Source organism: Methylobacillus sp. MM3, from assembly GCF_001645185.1.
Classification (GTDB): domain Bacteria; phylum Pseudomonadota; class Gammaproteobacteria; order Burkholderiales; family Methylophilaceae; genus MM2.
This window is the reverse complement of the sequence record NZ_LXTQ01000020.1, coordinates 53,841-72,155: the sequence shown is the minus strand read 5'-3', so window position 1 is coordinate 72,155 and position 18,315 is coordinate 53,841. Positions and strand designations below refer to the sequence as shown.

Annotated in this window: 12 protein-coding genes; 11 read left to right on the top strand and 1 reads right to left on the bottom strand. The window is 55.6% G+C overall.

Annotation, left to right across the window (positions count from 1 at the left end):
- Window positions 1-11 precede the first annotated feature (11 nt).
- From gyrB to A7976_RS07085, 11 genes are all read left to right on the top strand, one after another.
- Window positions 12-2,408, top strand: a complete 2,397-nt coding sequence (gene gyrB / locus A7976_RS07135) for a DNA topoisomerase (ATP-hydrolyzing) subunit B (RefSeq protein WP_067109385.1) — start codon at window positions 12-14, stop codon at window positions 2,406-2,408.
- Between the two features lie 244 nt (window positions 2,409-2,652).
- Entirely contained in the window at window positions 2,653-3,693 is a 1,041-nt protein-coding gene (locus tag A7976_RS07130; RefSeq protein WP_067109383.1) for a nucleoid-associated protein, read from the top strand.
- Window positions 3,674-4,837, top strand: a complete 1,164-nt coding sequence (locus tag A7976_RS07125; protein ID WP_067109380.1) for a hypothetical protein — start codon at window positions 3,674-3,676, stop codon at window positions 4,835-4,837. The genes A7976_RS07130 and A7976_RS07125 overlap by 20 nt, the downstream gene beginning before the upstream one ends.
- Before the next feature lie 39 nt (window positions 4,838-4,876).
- The gene (locus A7976_RS07120) at window positions 4,877-7,651 is read left to right on the top strand and encodes a DNA methyltransferase (protein ID WP_067109377.1); all 2,775 of its coding nucleotides are present in this window, start codon (window positions 4,877-4,879) and stop codon (window positions 7,649-7,651) included.
- Window positions 7,648-9,762 (top strand): DEAD/DEAH box helicase, encoded by a 2,115-nt coding sequence (locus tag A7976_RS07115; RefSeq protein WP_067109374.1) that lies wholly within the window; start codon window positions 7,648-7,650, stop codon window positions 9,760-9,762. The genes A7976_RS07120 and A7976_RS07115 overlap by 4 nt, the downstream gene beginning before the upstream one ends.
- A complete protein-coding gene (locus A7976_RS07110; protein ID WP_067109371.1) occupies window positions 9,755-10,954 on the top strand; it encodes a GIY-YIG nuclease family protein in 1,200 nt (399 codons plus the stop codon). The genes A7976_RS07115 and A7976_RS07110 overlap by 8 nt, the downstream gene beginning before the upstream one ends.
- 135 nt (window positions 10,955-11,089) lie before the next feature.
- On the top strand, window positions 11,090-12,373 hold the full coding sequence (nhaD, locus tag A7976_RS07105; RefSeq protein WP_067109368.1) for a sodium:proton antiporter NhaD: 1,284 nt from the start codon (window positions 11,090-11,092) through the stop codon (window positions 12,371-12,373).
- A gap of 10 nt (window positions 12,374-12,383) precedes the next feature.
- The gene (locus A7976_RS07100) at window positions 12,384-12,599 is read left to right on the top strand and encodes a DUF3820 family protein (protein ID WP_067109365.1); all 216 of its coding nucleotides are present in this window, start codon (window positions 12,384-12,386) and stop codon (window positions 12,597-12,599) included.
- Window positions 12,600-12,687: 88 nt separating this feature from the next.
- The gene (locus A7976_RS07095; protein WP_067109362.1) at window positions 12,688-13,740 is read left to right on the top strand and encodes an NAD(P)-dependent alcohol dehydrogenase; all 1,053 of its coding nucleotides are present in this window, start codon (window positions 12,688-12,690) and stop codon (window positions 13,738-13,740) included.
- Between the two features lie 69 nt (window positions 13,741-13,809).
- Window positions 13,810-14,598 carry a triose-phosphate isomerase gene (gene tpiA / locus A7976_RS07090; RefSeq protein ID WP_067109360.1) on the top strand — a complete coding sequence of 263 codons (789 nt, stop codon included), beginning with the start codon at window positions 13,810-13,812 and terminating at the stop codon, window positions 14,596-14,598.
- Between the two features lie 109 nt (window positions 14,599-14,707).
- The gene (locus A7976_RS07085) at window positions 14,708-15,448 is read left to right on the top strand and encodes a dienelactone hydrolase family protein (RefSeq protein WP_067109357.1); all 741 of its coding nucleotides are present in this window, start codon (window positions 14,708-14,710) and stop codon (window positions 15,446-15,448) included.
- A 111-nt stretch (window positions 15,449-15,559) separates the two neighbouring features.
- Here A7976_RS07085 and A7976_RS07080 read toward each other — a convergent pair whose 3' ends face one another.
- On the bottom strand, window positions 15,560-18,250 hold the full coding sequence (locus tag A7976_RS07080; RefSeq protein ID WP_067109354.1) for a nitrate reductase: 2,691 nt from the start codon (window positions 18,248-18,250) through the stop codon (window positions 15,560-15,562).
- Window positions 18,251-18,315 lie beyond the last annotated feature (65 nt).

The following is an 18,315-nucleotide window of genomic DNA, read 5'->3' as shown; positions in this document are numbered from 1 at the left end:
GAAACCATAAGATGACTGATTACGATTCCTCCAGTATTAAAATCCTTGAAGGCCTGGACGCAGTACGCAAGCGCCCCGGCATGTACATCGGCGATACTTCCGACGGTTCCGGCCTGCACCACATGGTGTTCGAAGTCCTGGATAACGCCATCGACGAAGCGCTCGCCGGACACTGCGACGATATCAAGGTCATCATTCACCCGGATAATTCGATCAGCGTTTCGGATAACGGACGCGGCATTCCTACCGACATCAAGGAAGACGACAAGCACGAGCCCAAGCGTTCCGCTGCTGAAATCGTGATGACCGAGCTGCATGCGGGCGGTAAGTTCGACCAGAACTCCTACAAGGTTTCCGGCGGCTTGCACGGCGTGGGCGTTTCCGTGGTGAATGCGCTTTCGGATTGGCTGCGCCTCAAGATCTGCCGCAACGGCAAGGCCTACCAGATGGAATTCCGTCGCGGCGTTCCCGTTGCACCATTGGCTGCGACCGGTACTGCCGAGCGTCGCGGTACCGAGGTGCATTTCATGGCAGCGACCGAAACCTTCGGGAACGTCGAATTCCACTTCGAGCTCCTTGCCAAGCGTATCCGTGAATTGTCATTCCTGAATAATGGCGTCAAGATCGAACTGATCGACCAGCGCAACGGCAAGAGCGAAAACTTCGCGCATTCCGGCGGGGTGAAGGGTTTTGTCGAATACGTAAATCGCAGCAAGACTGTATTGCATCCCAAGATTTTCTACGCGGTCGGTGAAAAAGAGGGCATGACCGTAGAGGTCTCCATGCAATGGAACGACTCCTACGCCGAAACCGTGCAATGCTTCACCAACAACATTCCGCAGCGTGACGGCGGTACCCACCTGACCGGCCTGCGCACCGCGCTGACCCGTACCCTTAACACCTACATCGAGCAGAACGACTTCGCCAAGAAGGCCAAGGTGGACACCACCGGCGACGACATGCGCGAAGGCCTGACCTGCGTACTGTCGGTCAAGGTGCCGGAACCCAAGTTCTCGTCGCAGACCAAGGACAAGCTGGTTTCCGGCGAAGTGCAGCCTGTGGTACAGGAAGTCGTTACCGCCAAGCTTACCGAATACCTGCTTGAAAACCCGATCGACGCCAAAATCATCTGCGGCAAGATCGTCGATGCCGCCCGTGCCCGCGAAGCTGCACGCAAGGCGCGCGAAATGACGCGACGTAAAGGCGTGATGGACGGGCTGGGCCTGCCCGGAAAGCTGGCCGACTGCCAGGAACGCGATCCTGCCAAGTGCGAGCTCTATCTGGTCGAGGGTGACTCCGCTGGCGGCTCCGCCAAACAGGGCCGCGACCGCAAGTTCCAGGCGATCCTGCCGCTCAAGGGCAAGATCCTCAACGTGGAAAAAGCGCGGTTCGACAAGCTGCTTTCCTCGCAGGAAATCGCCACACTGATCACCGCACTCGGTACCAGCATCGGCAAGGACGATTTCAGCGCCGACAAGCTGCGCTACCACCGCATCATCATCATGACTGACGCCGACGTCGACGGTGCGCACATCCGCACGCTGCTGCTGACTTTCTTCTACCGCCAGATGGGCGAATTGGTCGAGCGCGGCCACATCTACATCGCCCAGCCGCCACTGTACAAGGTCAAGCAGGGCAGGGACGAGCGCTACCTCAAGGACGAGCACGAGCTCAATGAGTACCTGCTGCAATCTGCGCTCAACAACGCGCAACTGACCACCAGCGAAGGCGGCAACGTCATCGCCGGCGAAACGCTGGCGCAGATGGCCAAGGAAATGGTGCTCTCCGAGGCCGTCATCAAGCGCCTGGCGCCGCTGTACGACGAAGTCGTGCTGCGCTCCCTGCAACACATGGCAAAACTCGACCTGACCTCACAGGAGACCGCAGAAGAAGCCGTCCAGGAACTACGCGGCCAACTCGCCGACTACGGCTGCGAGGTAAAGGTGGGATTCGACCAGGAAACCGCCAGCTACCGCCTGGAAATCAACAAATACCTGCACGGCAACCTGCAAAGCAGCATCATCGACCCGGAACTGCTGGCCAGCGGCGACTACCGCCAACTGCGCAAGACCGCCGATATACTGCATGGCCTGCTGGGCCAGGGCGCCAGCATCAAGCGCGGCGAAAAGCAGCAACCCGTCACCGAGTTCAAGGAAGCACTCGACTGGCTGCTCAACGAAGCCAAGCAAGGCCTCAACATCCAGCGCTATAAAGGCCTGGGCGAAATGAACCCGGAGCAGTTATGGGAAACGACAATGGACCCGCAAGTTCGGCGCCTGCTCAAGGTACAGATCGAGGATGCCATTGCGGCAGATGAAATCTTTACTACCCTGATGGGCGATCAGGTTGAGCCGCGCCGTGCCTTCATTGAAGGAAATGCGTTGCGAGCAGGGAATCTGGACGTGTAGAGTTATTCACTAGATACTAGGATTTTCCCCAAGAATACAAAAAAGATAGTCTTTCTCATGAAATGGCCGCTCTATGCGGCCGTTTTTTATGAAATGTTAATACCATGTGCATAGAGATCACCAACCTAAGAGCATTAAGGTAGTACATTTACAAGCATAGATTGCACTGGAATCTACGACGGTCTGCCGCTGTCTATAAAAACCAATTAAGTACTCTTTAAACTAAATACATCAAGGGGAGAACATGCAAATTCAGGAAGCTATCCTGCATCGTATAAGCAAGGGTCGGAACATTACTGGGCCTAGTTCCGCTACTACGCACAAGCGCATGTCTCGCTTACCTGTCGATCAACGGCTTGAACGCACGGTCGAAGATGTTCTAAAAATTTATAGCAAAGCTACTAGTGGCTATGGTACGTTCGATACCAACCAAACGGTGTATCGCTTCCCTGTGCTAATGAATGGTTATGTAACTGCTGGCGATGACTTTATTGCCTTCACACAGGAAGCTACAGACTTGATTGCTGCCAGGATGGGGGATGAAGCTTTTTCGACAGGCGGCTATGCCTTGTTCCTGCGATATACGAATCAAGGGCAGGATTGGATGCTGGTAGCCATGCTTAAGCTTAAGCCCGGTACTGGTGTCAACGAGCAGACGCTGGAGCTAAGTGACACCTTGAGCTTCGATATTGATCACCTACACGAAGCTGCACGCGTTGACCTTGGAAAATGGCATGCCAACACCCAACCCTATCTATCTTTCATCAAGAAGCGGCAGGGCGGAGCTGAGGTTTCCAAATATTTCCGGGAAGCGCTGGGCTGTACGGAATATACAGACTCAAGACATCATACCGGGCAAATGCGCGAGGCTTTCGAGGCATATTGCCACGATAATGCTTGGACGCAAGAACAAAAGCGCGCGGGCCGGCAACGTGTATATGATTATTGTGACGCCAAGGAAAAAGCTGGTGAACCGGTAAACCTAACAGCCCTATCGGCTTTAATAAATGACCAGACCCCGGCTGATTTTTCAGACTATGTACGGGACAGAGGCTATGAGGTTAATGAAACCTTCAAACCACATAAAGCCACATACACTCGTTTCAAACGGATTTCACGCTCTTTTGGGTCGGTCAAAGTGAGTTTCGATGTGCAGGACATTCAGGATGGTCGTGTGGATTTTGATGAAGACAATGCTTGTCTGGTTATTAACAACCTACCTAACGAGCTGATCGCCGAGATTAAGATACACAAGGCCAGCAACGATGAACCAGCTTCCGACTGACCCGCTCGATCTGACAATTCTGCTGTTCAAGAACATGCAGAATTATCAAATTACTGCCGGGCAGTTGAGTGGCAAAGTAAGTGACGGCATCGATTTTGAAACCTTGCGGGCTACTTTGGATCATGCAGATCTGCTAATCAGTGCGAACAGCTCCGATAGTACCTTGGAGTGTCATGTGGCCACAGGATTCTTCGAGACGCTAGACGATGTCTTGGCATCTCCGGCTAGGCGAATTACTGCGCCACTTCGATTTTATTTGGCGGACAGTGATAGTCTGTACAGTGGTGATGAAATGACGCTACCCTCGACTGGTCAACATTACTTAGCTGCGACAAAGCTCTATGCTTTGTTTGCCAAAGAGGCTGATCATCAAGGCGGAGTCGGGGAGGCCAAAACGTTGGTTTTTCTGCACAGAGAAAAAATCGAGATAACACCGCATTACACGGTGGTGGACCTGCATGAGCTACCAGCACTAAAGAAATTTGAATCGGAATTCGTTACCAGCGAAACCCACAAAGAACAGAAGCGGACGATCCTCAAGACGGCGTTACTTGAACTGTTTTTAGGTCGGAAGAAACTGCCGTTCTCGGAATTGCTGTCTCGCTTTGAGGAGTTCGTCGAGAAGGTGCAAGCGAGCTATCAGCTCTACGTGGCGGAGTTTTCCTTTCAGAAAGTCAAAGCTGAGGTCGAGAAGGAAAAGCTCGATGCCATGATCAAGCTGAACAAGGTATTTTCTGACATGCAGAGCCAGCTATTGGCTGTACCGGTTGCATTGGTATTAGTAGGCGGTCAAATGGAAAACAAAGGCGCCTGGACTAGCAAAAACCTGCTTATCTGGTTGGGCGCTTTGATTTTTGCAATCTTGATGGATTTGTTAATCCGCAACCAACGTCATACATTAAAGGCCGTTAAAAATGAGGTCGACCAGCAACAGCAACAACTTGAGAGTAAGTACCAAACGGTTGTGTCTCGGTTCCAGCATGTCTATAAGGAGATAGACGCACGCCACGCCCATCAGAAATGGTTAATTTGGGTTATTGATGGATTGGTCGCTCTGTGCTTGGCTATTTCCACCATAGTTATGCTTTATTTTTCTGGTGTTTCTTCTTTTTTCTCAGAAAACGGGTGGGTTATTGTTCAATGACACTACCAGTCTATTCTATTCAATAATAATAATGACCTAATGAACGCAGTAGAGATCGAAGAAGCAATATCAAGTTTAGCGCTCCAGCCTTTTGACAAGGAAGAGTTCCCTTTTGTCTTCCTAGCTGCTTTCGGCAACAAGGACGCTACCCTCAAGCGCCTGCGTGCTGGTAACAACAATTCTTCGGACGTGCAGGGTGGTGTGCTCCAGCGCAACAATATCCATATCGCTGTATGCGATGCAGATGCCGTAGGTGACACCCTCAAGACGTTACGTGCCAGTCCAGCCACGATCAAGGCCAAGGCTAAGTTCATTCTCGCTACAGATGGGCAAACCCTTGAGGCAGAAGAATTGATAAGTGGCGAAACCATCACTTGCGCCTACTCTGACTTTCCGAACCACTTCGGCTTCTTCCTACCGCTGGCTGGTATCTCTACTATCCAGGAGATCAAGGAGAATCCAGTCGACGTGCGCGCCACCGGGCGGCTCAACAAGTTGTATGTCGAGCTGCTACGCAAAAATCCGGACTGGGCTAGGGAGGAGCGTCGCCCCGACATGAATCACTTCATGGCTCGGCTGGTGTTTTGCTTATTTGCCGAAGACACTGACATCTTCAATGGTGAAGGTCTGTTCACCCAGACCATAGAGCAGATGAGCGAACGTGATGGTTCCAATACCCACGAGGTGTTATCCGAAATCTTCCGCGCTATGAATATCAAAGCCGCTGAGCGCGTCAATTCCCAGCCCCGCTTGCCCAGTTGGGCCAATGGCTTCCCTTATGTGAATGGTGGCCTATTTTCTGGAAGTACCGAAGTGCCGCGCTTCACGCGCATCGCGCGCACCTACTTACGGCTGGCGGGAGAATTGAACTGGCGCGAGATCAATCCGGACATCTTCGGTAGCATGATCCAGGCCGTAGCCGATGAGGAAGAGCGGGGCGCCTTGGGAATGCACTACACTAGTGTGCCCAACATTCTCAAGGTGTTGAACCCCCTGTTTCTGGATGATTTGCGAACGCAATTAGAAGAAGCGGGCGACAACAAGATCAAGCTGATCAACTTGCGCAAGCGCATGGCGCGCATCCGCGTGTTCGATCCGGCCTGCGGTTCGGGCAACTTTCTGGTCATCGCCTACAAGCAGATGCGCGAGATCGAGGCGGAAATCAACCGCCGCCGGGATGAATCGCATCTGGGCAGTGAGATACCGCTGACCAACTTCCGGGGTATCGAGTTACGCGATTTCCCGGCGGAAATTGCACGCCTAGCACTCATCATTGCTGAGTTCCAGTGTGACGTTCTGTATCGCGGGCAGAAGGATGCGCTGGCAGAGTTTCTGCCGCTAAACGCGCAAAACTGGATCATTTGCGGTAATGCGCTTGGTTTGGATTGGTTGAACATCTGCCCACCCACGGGCACAGGTGTGAAGCTGGCCGCAGATGATTTGTTTAACACTCCACTCAATCAAACGGAAATCGACTTCGAGAACGAAGGCGGGGAAACGTATATCTGTGGGAATCCGCCCTACAAAGGCAACGCAGACCAATCAAAGCAACAGAAAAATGACATTCGAAATTGCTTTGCTAATACAAGCGTCAACTGGAAATCACTTGATTACATCTGCGGTTGGTTTTGGAAAGCGATAGAGTTTACGGCGGCCACCACATCAAGATTCGCCTTCGTAAGTACAAACTCAATAACGCAAGGTCAAAGTGTTGCATATTTCTGGAAGCCAGCATTTGATAAAGGGATCAGAATTGATTTTGCTGTTAGGTCGTTTCGATGGCGGAACTTAGCTTCGGAGAACGCGACAGTCACAGTCGTAATCATCGGCTGCTCACGCCAAAGTGATGGCCAATGTTTCCTTATCGAGGATGAGGTAAAGCAGCAAGTTGAGCGTATCAATCCCTATCTAGTACCGGGACGCAGTGTTTTTGTTGAGAAAGCATCAAGTCCGGTTTCAGACCTGTCTCAAATGGTGAAGGGCAATTACTACGGGCTTTCGGATGGCTTGCTTTTAGATCGTGACGAGAAGGCGAGACTGGTGGACAGCGGATTTCCCGAAAAGTCTATTCGAATCTTCAAAGGAGGAGCGGAGCTTGTTAAAGGATCTCAAAGATATTGTCTGTGGCTTCCACAAGAGCAGATCCCGGATGTTGTCTTTCGAAATCAGTTGATTGCTGAAAGACTAGCTTCAGTTAAAGAAAGCAGGCTTGCTTCTCCAGATGCTGGGGCGATCAAAATGGCACTGACGCCACATCAGTTTCGTGAAATGAACTCATGCAAAAAATGGACAATAGCAATTCCTAATGTTTCTTCTGAATCAAGACCATACTTACCTGTAACACTAGAAGGTAATTATGTTGTGTTCCCAAACACGGCTTTCGCACTATACGATGCTGACCTACGTTTTTTCGCTATTGCAGCATCAAGATTGCACTTAATATGGGCGATCACGGTATGCGGAAAACTTGAGACACGAATCAGATACTCCAATACCCTTGGTTGGAATACTTTCTCCATACCGTTGCTCACCGAACAGAACAAGGCTGACCTCACCAGATGCGCCGAGGACATCCTGCTAGCCCGCGAAGCGCATTTCCCCGCTACCATCGCCGACCTGTACGATCAGGATAATATGCCGGACAACTTGCGGCGTGCCCATGAACGCAACGATGAAGTGCTGGAGCGCATCTATATCGGCCGCCGCTTTAAGAACGACACCGAGCGGCTGGAAAAACTGTTTGAGCTATATACCAAGATGACGACGGAGGCTGTCAGAGCTACGCCTAAAACGAAAAAGGTAAGCAAACTATGAGTGAGCAGGCAGGCAACCCCACCAATATCTATACCATTCCATCGGTATCTATCACCACAGCACGGACCGGTGCCTCTAGTAAGGCCAACGCACTAGGCATGCGTGCAATGCAGGAGCGCGCCTATGCCAAGCGCGGCGAGCAGTATCTATTGATCAAATCGCCCCCGGCATCGGGAAAATCTCGTGCGTTGATGTTCGTCGCACTGGACAAGATCAATAACCAAGGCATACAGCAAGCTATTATCGTGGTGCCGGAGCGTTCCATTGGTGGCAGCTTTGCCGACGAGCCGCTGAGCCAGTGCGGTTTCTATTGGGATTGGCAGGTTGCCCCGCAATGGAACCTATGCAATGCCCCTGGGGTGGACGAGCCAAAGGTGGCAAAGTCTAAGGTGGACGCAGTGCGCAAATTTCTGGAGAGTGCCGACAAAGCGCTGGTTTGCACACATGCTACCTTTCGTTTTGCGGTGGAAGAGTTAGGCATCGAAGCTTTTGATAACCGCCTGATCGCTATTGACGAGTTCCACCATGTCTCCAGCAATCCGGACAACAAGCTGGGCAGCCAATTGGGTGCGTTCATAGCCCGCGACAAGGTGCATCTGGTTGCCATGACCGGTTCCTACTTCCGTGGCGATAGTGAGGCAGTACTGGTCCCGACGGATGAGGCCAAGTTCGAGACAGTTACCTATACCTACTATGAACAGCTCAACGGTTACAATTGGCTCAAGTCGCTGGACATCGGCTACTTCTTTTACACAGGCCGTTACGTGGATGCCGTCGCCAAGGTGTTGGATCCGTCCTTGAAAACCATCGTGCATATTCCGAACGTCAATGCACGCGAGAGCCTCAAGGACAAGGAGCGTGAGGTCAATGAAATCATCAACGCGCTGGGAGAGTGGCAAGGGGTTGATCCGGTCACGAGCTTCCATCTGGTGAAAGCACAGGATGGCAGCACGCTGAAAGTGGCCGATCTCGTTGATGACAGTGACCCGGCCCAGCGTTCTCGCGTGCTGGCTGCACTTAAAGATCCGAAGCAAAAGGACAATCGCGATCATGTGGATGTCATTATCGCTCTGGGCATGGCGAAGGAAGGTTTTGACTGGATATGGTGCGAACACGCGCTGACCATTGGTTACCGCAGCAGTCTGACCGAAATTGTGCAGATCATTGGCCGCGCAACGCGCGATGCCGAGAACAAAGAGCGTGCCCGCTTTACCAACCTGATTGCTGAGCCTGAAGCCGAGCAAGCTGCTGTGGCCGAGGCAGTGAACGATATGCTCAAAGCCATTTCCGCTAGCCTGTTAATGGAACAAGTATTGGCCCCGCGCTACGAGTTCACTCCCAAGAACAACGGACCGAAGGATGGCTTCGATTATGGCGAGGAAGGCTACAAGGAGGGCGGCCACAACATCGGCGTGAACAAGGACACTGGTCAGATTCACGTGGAAATCAACGGACTGGCAACACCACAAAGCTCGGAGGCCACGCGCATCTGCAAGGAAGACTTGAACGAAGTGGTCACCAGCTTCTTGCAGGACAAAACTGTGCTGGAGCGTGGCCTGTTCGACAAGGAAAACACCTTGCCTGAAGAGCTGACCCAGTTGCGCATGGGCAAGATCGTACGTGAGCGTTACCCGGAATTGAGTGAGGTAGATCAAGAGGCGATCCGGCAACACGCCATCGCTGCCATGAATATCACACAGCAGGCCAAACTGGCATTGGCCCAGGCTGATGCTGAAGGCGCAACAAATGGCAGTACAGCTTTGATAGATGGGGTGCGCAAGTTCGTCAATGTGCGCGATCTGGATATTGACCTGATCGACCGCATCAACCCATTTGATGCCGCCTATGCGGTACTTGCAAAAGCAATGGATGAGAAGTCGCTGCGGCAGGTGCAGGCCAGCATTGCTGCCAAGAAGGTGAGTATCCCTGAGGACGAAGCCCGAGAGCTGGCAAAACGTGCCTTGCAGTTCAAGAATGAGCGAGGCCGCCTGCCTGACATCAATTCCGCTGACGCTTGGGAAAAGCGCATGGCAGAAGGTGTAGCTGCTCTCGCACGTTACCGTGCGCAGGCCAAAGCAGCGCAGGTACAGGGGGAATTCAGCAATGGCTGAAATGGATGATGACGAGCTGCTGGATGCGTTGGGAGTAGAGGTTACCCCACTTAAGGCTTCTAGCCGGACTCCGCGTGAGGAACGCATTATCGCCGGCTTCGAGGATATTCTGCGCTTCTATCAGGCACACGGCCGCACTCCGTTGCATGGAGAGGACCGAGACATCTTCGAGCGTCTGTATGCGGTGCGCCTAGACCAGCTACGCAAGTTGCCGGAAGCGCAAACCTTGCTGGCTGAGCTGGATGCCCCCGGCTTGCTGTCTGGTGCGACAGCGGCGACGGCGGCTAATGTGGATGAATTGGACGAAGACGCCTTGCTGGCCGAGTTAGGTATTGGCGATGAGCCTGCCGACCAAAACGACATCAATGTGCTGCGCCATGTGCGTTCTAGCGCTGAAAAGCGTGCGGTTGAGGAAATCGCCGACCGAACGCCGTGTGCGGATTTTAATGAGTTCCAACCATTGTTCGAGCTGGTGGATCGGGAGCTGAAGTCTGGCGTTCGCAAAACGCTGCGCTTCGGACGCGATGCAAGTATTGCCATCGGCAATTTTTTCATACTTGGTGGGCAACTAGCCTATGTGGCCGAGATGGAGGAACCGTACCGCACACCCAACAAAGAAATAAATGCCCGCTTGCGTGTTATCTACGCCAACGGCACCGAAAGCGATCTGCTACTTCGCTCCTTGCAGCGTGCGCTTTACAAGGACGAGACGGGTCGTCGTCTAACCGATCCGGACATGGGGCCGCTTTTTGGCGATGCGTCTGAGGCTGACGACATCGAGACCGGAACCATCTACGTGCTGCGCAGCCTCTCCAGCCACTCCTTCGTCGCCGAGCACCGAGAGCTGATCCATAAGATCGGCGTGACAGGCGGGAAGGTTGAGACCCGCATCGCAGGCGCGGCCAAGGATGCTACTTATATGTTGGCTGACGTGGAGGTGGTCGCCACCTATACGTTACACAACCTGAACCGTATTAGGTTGGAGAATATATTCCACCGCTTGCTCGGGCCAGCACAGCTCGACTTGACAATCGAAGATCGCTTTGGACATCCAGTCAAGCCGAGGGAATGGTTCCTAGTGCCGCTTCATGTGATTGACGAAGCTGTTCAACGTATTCGGGATGGGTCAATCATCAATATGATCTACGATCCAAAGACTGCTCGACTGGTGGGTAGCAATGGCAGCATGTGAAGCTGCCACCGAAGATATGCAATTGGAGAAGTTAAAACTTCAGTGTTGCTAGGATATAACTGGACAATAAATCGTCCAGTTACCCCCATAGCCCAATGGATTAGTAATTGGAATAGTTTTAGTAGAGCTCTCACTATGCTTGTTGCGATCATCATCATTTTTGTTCTCTGCTACGCTGCGATTGCGCTGGAGCACCCACTCAAAATCAACAAATCGGCTTCTGCACTGGTGGGGGCGGGTTTGCTATGGACGATCTATGCCTTAACTGGCGGGGATCATCTCAGAATCAGCGGGGAGTTAGGTGAGTCGCTGACCGATACGGCGCAGATCGTTTTCTTTTTGATGGGGGCCATGACCATTGTTGAAGTCGTGGATGCGCATCACGGTTTCGATGTGATTACTTCGCGGATACGCACATCCAGGCTTTCTGCATTGCTGTGGCTGGTCGGGGGCGTGACTTTTTTTCTAAGCGCGATTCTCGATAACCTGACCACCACCATTGTGATGATTTCGCTGATGCGAAAGATTCTTGCGAAACATGAGGACAGGCTGTTTTTTGCGGGAATTATCGTAATCGCTGCAAATGCCGGCGGTGCGTGGACGCCTATCGGGGATGTGACGACGACTATGCTGTGGATAGGCGGGCAAATCACCACCATGGCCATCATGCAGGGCTTGCTGCTCCCATCGTTGGCCTGTCTGGCGGTTCCGCTCGTCATCACTGCATATGTTTTGCGTGGCAAAGAGGTGATTGCTCCCGCTCAGGAACAGGATCAACAGGGTATTCACACGACGCATTTCGAGCGCAACCTGATGTTTTTCCTCGGGCTCGGGATTCTGGTGGCCGTGCCGGTATTCAAGACGGTGACGCATCTGCCGCCCTACATGGGCATCCTCTTCGGGCTGGGTATTTTGTGGCTGGTGGGCGATCTTATCCATCGTGACAAGGAAGACGAAGCCAGGCAGCAACTGACCCTGGTGAATGCGCTGAGCCGTATCGACATGGGGTCGATTGTTTTCTTCATTGGCATTCTGTTGTCGGTCGCCACGCTGGAGCATACCCATCTGCTGTCGTCGCTGGCGGAATGGCTGGACCACACTATCGGCAGGCAAGACGTCATCGTGATGGCCATCGGCCTGGTGAGCGCTATCGTCGATAACGTGCCGCTGGTGGCGGCCTCCATGGGGATGTACAGCCTGACGCAATATCCGCCGGATCACTTTTTCTGGGAGTTTCTGGCCTATTGCGCCGGTACCGGAGGCTCCATCCTCATTATTGGCTCTGCGGCCGGGGTCGCTGCCATGGGCATGGAGAAGATCCATTTCTTCTGGTACGTAAGAAAAATGAGCGGGCTCGCACTGGTGGGTTATTTTGCCGGCGCGGGCGTGTATCTGGCGCAGAGCTGGCTCTTGTCGTAGTGCCTGAATAATGTCCCCCGATGATCTGCAACTCCTGGTGACGCGCACCATGCCTTACGGCAAGTACAAGGGACGGCTGATTGCGGATCTGCCGGGGAATTACCTGAACTGGTTTGCGCGCGAGGGTTTTCCGCCCGGTGAAATCGGCCGTCTGCTGGCGTTGATGCAGGAGATGGATCACAACGGACTGAAGCCGCTGCTCGACCCATTGCGCAAGCAGCCCTGAGTTCGCTTCGGAATCCGGTTGAACAATGCCCTTGGTCGGCTTGTCGAACTGACCTTCCCTGTACGTTAGATCCACAAAGGAGCCAGCCATGCTGAAAGCCCACGGCTATGCCGCGTACGATGCAAAATCACCTTTGAGTACATTTACTTTCGAGCGGCGCGAGCCCGGTCCGCAGGACGTTCAGATCGAGATTCTTTATTGCGGCGTGTGCCATACCGATGTGCATCAGGCGCGTGACGAGTGGGGTGGCAGCGTGTTTCCCATGGTGCCGGGGCATGAAATTGTCGGGCGGGTGGTGAAGGTCGGCAGCGAGGTCACCGCCTTCAAGGCGGGCGATCTGGCGGGAGTGGGGTGCATGGTGGATTCGTGCCGTACCTGTCCGGAATGCCAGGAGGGCCTGGAGCAGTATTGCGACCATACGGTGTACACCTATAACAGCTCCGACCAACATACCGGCAAGGTAACGTATGGCGGATATTCGAACCTGATCGTCGTCGATCAGTATTTCGTGCTGCGAATTTCAGAAAAGCTCAATCTGGCGGCCGCCGCGCCGCTGTTGTGCGCGGGCATCACGACCTATTCGCCGCTTCGGCACTGGAAAGTAAGCAAAGGGCAGAAGGTCGGCGTGGTCGGTCTGGGCGGGTTGGGGCATATGGGCGTCAAGTTCGCGAAGGCGTTCGGGGCGCATGTGGTGCTGTTTACCACCTCGCCGGGCAAGGTAGAGGATGCGAAGCGGCTGGGTGCGGACGAGGTGGTGATTTCGAAGAACCCGGACGAGATGAAGCAGCATGCGCTGAGTTTCGATTTCATCCTCAACACCGTGGCTGCGCCGCACGATCTTGATCAATTCCTGGCACTGCTGAAACGCGATGGCGCAATGTGCCTGGTGGGCGTGCCGGATCAGCCGCATCCATCGCCCAACGTCGGCAGCCTGATTTTCAAACGGCGAAAACTGGGTGGGTCGCTGATCGGCGGCATCCCGGAGACGCAGGAAATGCTGGATTTCTGCGCCGAGCACGGCATTGTGTCCGATATCGAGATGATCGCCATGGACCGGATAGACGAAGCATATGACCGCATGGTGAAAAGCGATGTGAAATACCGGTTCGTGATCGATATGTCGACCTTGCCCAAGGACTGAGATTCCATGCGCGGCGACGGGGTTTAGCGCTAGAATGGGGCTTGACGGTTAATCAGGAAAAACAAGAGCATGCGACGCAAGATGGTAGTCGGCAACTGGAAGATGAACGGCAGCATCGCCACGAACAAAGTGCTGCTGGACGGGCTGGTCGCGGGCGTGCATGGGTACGACAATTCCGATTACGTGGTCTGCGTGCCGTACCCTTATCTTTGCCAGGCGCAGCAGCTGTTGCAAGACACCAATGTGGCCTGGGGCGGGCAGAATCTCTGCTCCACCAAGAACGGCGCATTAACGGGTGCGGTGGCGCCGCACATGTTGACGGATTACGGCTGCACGCATGTGCTGATCGGCCACTCCGAGCGGCGCTCGCAATTTCACGAAACCGACGATACTGCCGCCGCACGCTTTCTTGCCGCGCAGCAGGCGGGTATCACGCCGATCTTCTGCATGGGTGAAACCGCCGAGGAGCGGGAGTCCGACTGGACGGACTATATCGTCGGACGCCAGCTGGATTCGCTGATCCGGCGCTTCGGCGCCAATGTGCTGGACAATGCCGTACTGGCGTATGAACCGCTGTGGGCGGTCGGCACCGGCAAGCCGGCGACGCCGGAGCAGGCACAGGAAGTGCACGCATTCATCCGCGACCGCATTGCCAAGCTGGATTACGAGGTCGCGGCCAGCGTCCGTATCCTCTACGGCGGCAGCGTGACCGGCGCCAATGCAGAACAGCTTTTCGAAATGCCGGACATCGATGGCGGCCTGATCGGGCGTGCTTCGCTCAAGGCCGAGGATTTCGTGCCCATCTGCCGCGCCGCACATGCCACGGCGACGCGCTGCCTCGCTACTGCCAAGCCTTAGCCCCGGCAGCCCTTTTCCGCGCGAAGCGATGTAAAATGATCGCCCTCGTGCGGATCATCAAAATTCCAGAATAAAATCGCGCTAAATCTATCTCCCCAGGAGCCATTCAATGATTGTTCAGAGTCATATCGCAGATTTATCCACGCCTACCGGTACGATGCGCACCTATGTGCACCGGCCGGCAGGCGAGGGACGCTATCCCGCCATCCTGTTTTATTCCGAAATCTTCCAGCAGACCGGCCCCATCGAGCGCGCCGCCCGCGTGATGGCTGGTCACGGCTATGCTGTGCTGGTGCCGGAAGTGTTCCACGAGCTAAACCCGATCGGCACCGTGCTGGGCTATGACGACGCAGGCCGCGACAAGGGCAACGCCGACAAGGCGGCCAAACCGGTGGAGAGTTACGACAGCGACAACAAGGCGCTGATCGAATGGGTGAAGCAGCAGCCATGGTGCACCGGTGATGTCGGCGCGATGGGTTTCTGCATCGGCGGCCATCTGGCGTTCCGCGCCGCGCTGCAACCCGAAGTGAAGGCGACCGCCTGCTTTTACGCTACCGATCTGCACACCAACACCATCCCCAATCAGCCGGGCCAGCACAGCATGGAGCGCCGCAACGAAATCAAGGGCGAGCTGCTGATGATCTGGGGCAAGCAGGATCCGCACATCCCGGGCGAGAAGCGTGCCGAGGTCTACAAGGCGCTGAACGAGACCCAGGGCCTGGTATTCACCTGGCACGAATTCAACGGCCAGCATGCCTTCATGCGCGACGAAGGCGAACGCTACGATCCGCAACTGGCGATGACCGGTTACCAGCTGGCGCTGCAACTGTTCGGCCGCACGCTGCGCTGATCTGATGCCTGCCGGATTCCGGGCTTTCGTCTGCGATGGCCCGGAATAACGGAAATAAAAAAGCCCCGAAGAATCCAGTTCTTCGGGGCTTTTTTATTTTGATGTCAGCGCTTACTTATGCGCTGTGGCAAGCCTGCGAAGCTCCGGCACGCAAGAGCCGCATTTGGTGCCGCATTTCAGGCGCGATTGCAGGCTCTCGACCGTAGCGCCGCCTTCGGCCACCACAGCCTGAATTTCCAGTTCGGAAACGTCGAGACAGTTGCAGACGATGCGGCCGCGGCTCTTGCCGCCAACCGGCGGCGCGCTCAAGGGCGCGAGCGCCCAACGGCGCAATTCGTCGGTCAGGCGGCCCTGCACCATGACTTCCTTGAGCCAGCCTGCAGCCAGCGTTTCGCCCAGTAGGCGTACGCCGATGACTTCGCCGCCCTCGACCAGGATGCGCTTGGAAATGTTGCGCCTGGGGTCGTTATAGCTGATGGTCTTGCTGGTGTCGGTCATGTCCAGCAATTCGTCCAGATGATGGATCATCGCCTCCGGGGCCTGCGGATGCGCGGCGCGCAGCACGACGATGCCGGGATTGCGTCCGTACAGGCCGCAGCTCGCGTATTCGAAGCATTCCAGCAACTCGCGCACGCGGTCGAGCACGGTCAGGTCGTCGCAACGGCGCATCGCGACCATCTGCCACGGCAGGTTGAGTTTCTCCACCTTGATTGCGGCGTGCTTCAGTTCCGGCTGCTTGGAAAGGGGGTCGATCGCGCCTATGGTGAGGCTGTTGCAACCCATGCCGTTCATGTACTGGCTGCCCCAGTGCATGGGGATGAAAGTCTGCGCCGGCAGCATTTCTTCCGAAGCCTGCGCGCGCAGCACCAGGCTGCCGCGGCGGCTGCTGACCTTCACCAGGTCGCCGGAAGCGATATCGCGGCGCGACATGTCGCTCTCGTGCATCGCCAGCAGCGGCTCTTCCACGTGATTGAACAGTTGCGGCACATTGCCGGTGCGGCTCATGCCGTGCCATTGGTCGCGCAAGCGGCCAGTGAGAAGGTGCAAGGGGTAGCGCGCGTCGGTTTTCTCGGCCGTGGGCCGGTATTGGGTGTTGGCGAAATGCGCCTTGCCATCCGGTTTGACGAACACGCCGTCGCTGTAGAGGCGGGCGCGGCCGGTGGTAGCGCCTTCCGGGAAAGGCCATTGCTGCGGGCCCTGGGTATCGAGCAGGCCGTAACTCAGGCCGGTAATGTCGAGATCGCGGCCGCGCGTGGTTTCGCGGTGTTCGTTGAAGACTTCTTCGGCACTGGTGTACGGAAACAGCTTGAGTCCGTCGCGGCCGTTATCCAGCAGTTTGCCCAGCCGATGTGCGAAATCGACGGCGATATCCCAGTCGCCACGTGCTTCACCCGGTGCACGGACAGCAGGCGTGACATGCGTGATGCGGCGCTCGGAATTGGTGACGGTGCCTTCCTTTTCGCCCCAGGTGGTGGCGGGCAGCAGCACGTCAGCGTATTGCGTGGTGTCGGTGTTATGGAAGGCCTCTTGCACGATGACCAGTTCGGCCTTTTCCAGCGCATCGCGCACGCTGGTGAGGTCGGGCATGGACTGCGCGGGATTGGTGCAGGCGATCCACACGGCCTTGATCTCGCCGCTCTTGATGGCATCGAACATTTCCACGGCGGTCTTGCCGGGCGTGGCGGGGACGTCATCGACATTCCACAGCCGGGCGACTTCGGCGCGATGCTCGGCGTTGGCGAGGTCGCGGTGCGCGGAAAGCAGGTTGGCCATGCCGCCCACTTCGCGGCCGCCCATCGCATTCGGCTGGCCGGTAAGCGAAAGCGGGCCGGCACCGGGTTTGCCGATCTGGCCGGTAGCCAGGTGCAGGTTGATCAGCGCGCTGTTTTTGTCGGTGCCGCTGGAGGACTGATTCAAGCCCTGGCAGTAAAGCGACAAGGTCGGGCCCTGGCCGAACCACTTGGCGGCGGTAATGAGATCGGCCTCGTTGATGCCGCAGATCTCGGCGACCATCTTGGGCGTGTATTCGCGCACCGTGGCCTTGAGCGCATCGAAACCTTCGGTGTGGGCGCGGATGAATTCCTGGTCCAGCATGTCTTCCCACAGCAGAATGTGCAGGATGCCGTTGAACAGCGCGACATCGGTACCGGGCTGGATGGGCAGGAACAGGTCGGCGAATTGCGCGGTGTCGGTGCGGCGCGGATCGACGACGATAATCTTGAGGTCCGGGTTGCGTTTCTTGGCGTCCTCGATGCGGCGGAACAGGATGGGGTGCGCGAATGCGGTATTCGAGCCGGCAATGAACAGGCAACCGGTGTGGTCGATATCCTCGTAACAGGCCGGCGGAGCGTCCGCGCCCAGCGTCACCTTGTAGCCGGCGACGGCGGAGGACATACACAGGCGCGAATTGGTATCGACGTTGTTGGTGCCGATCAGGCCCTTGGACAGCTTGTTGAAGACGTAATAGTCCTCGGTCAGCAGCTGGCCGGAAATATAGAACGCGACGGCATCGGGGCCGTGTTCGCGGATGATGCCGGCAAAGCGTTCGGCAACATGATCCAGCGCTTCGTTCCAGGTCGTGCGCTGGCGTGCTTCAGCGCGGCTGCGGCGGACTTCCGGATAAAGCGCACGGCCTTCGCTGCGGGCCGAAAGATGCAGGGTGGAACCCTTGGTGCAGAGCCGTCCGAAATTCGCGGGGTGCTCCGGGTCACCGTGCACGCCGATGATGCGGTCGTTCTCGGACTGGATGATGACCCCACAGCCGACGCCGCAGTAGCAACAAGTGGATCGTGTTTCCTGCATGGATAGTGTGTCGCTATAAAATGCTTACAAATTGTTCAAGGGCGGCCCCGGCATCGCCGGGACCA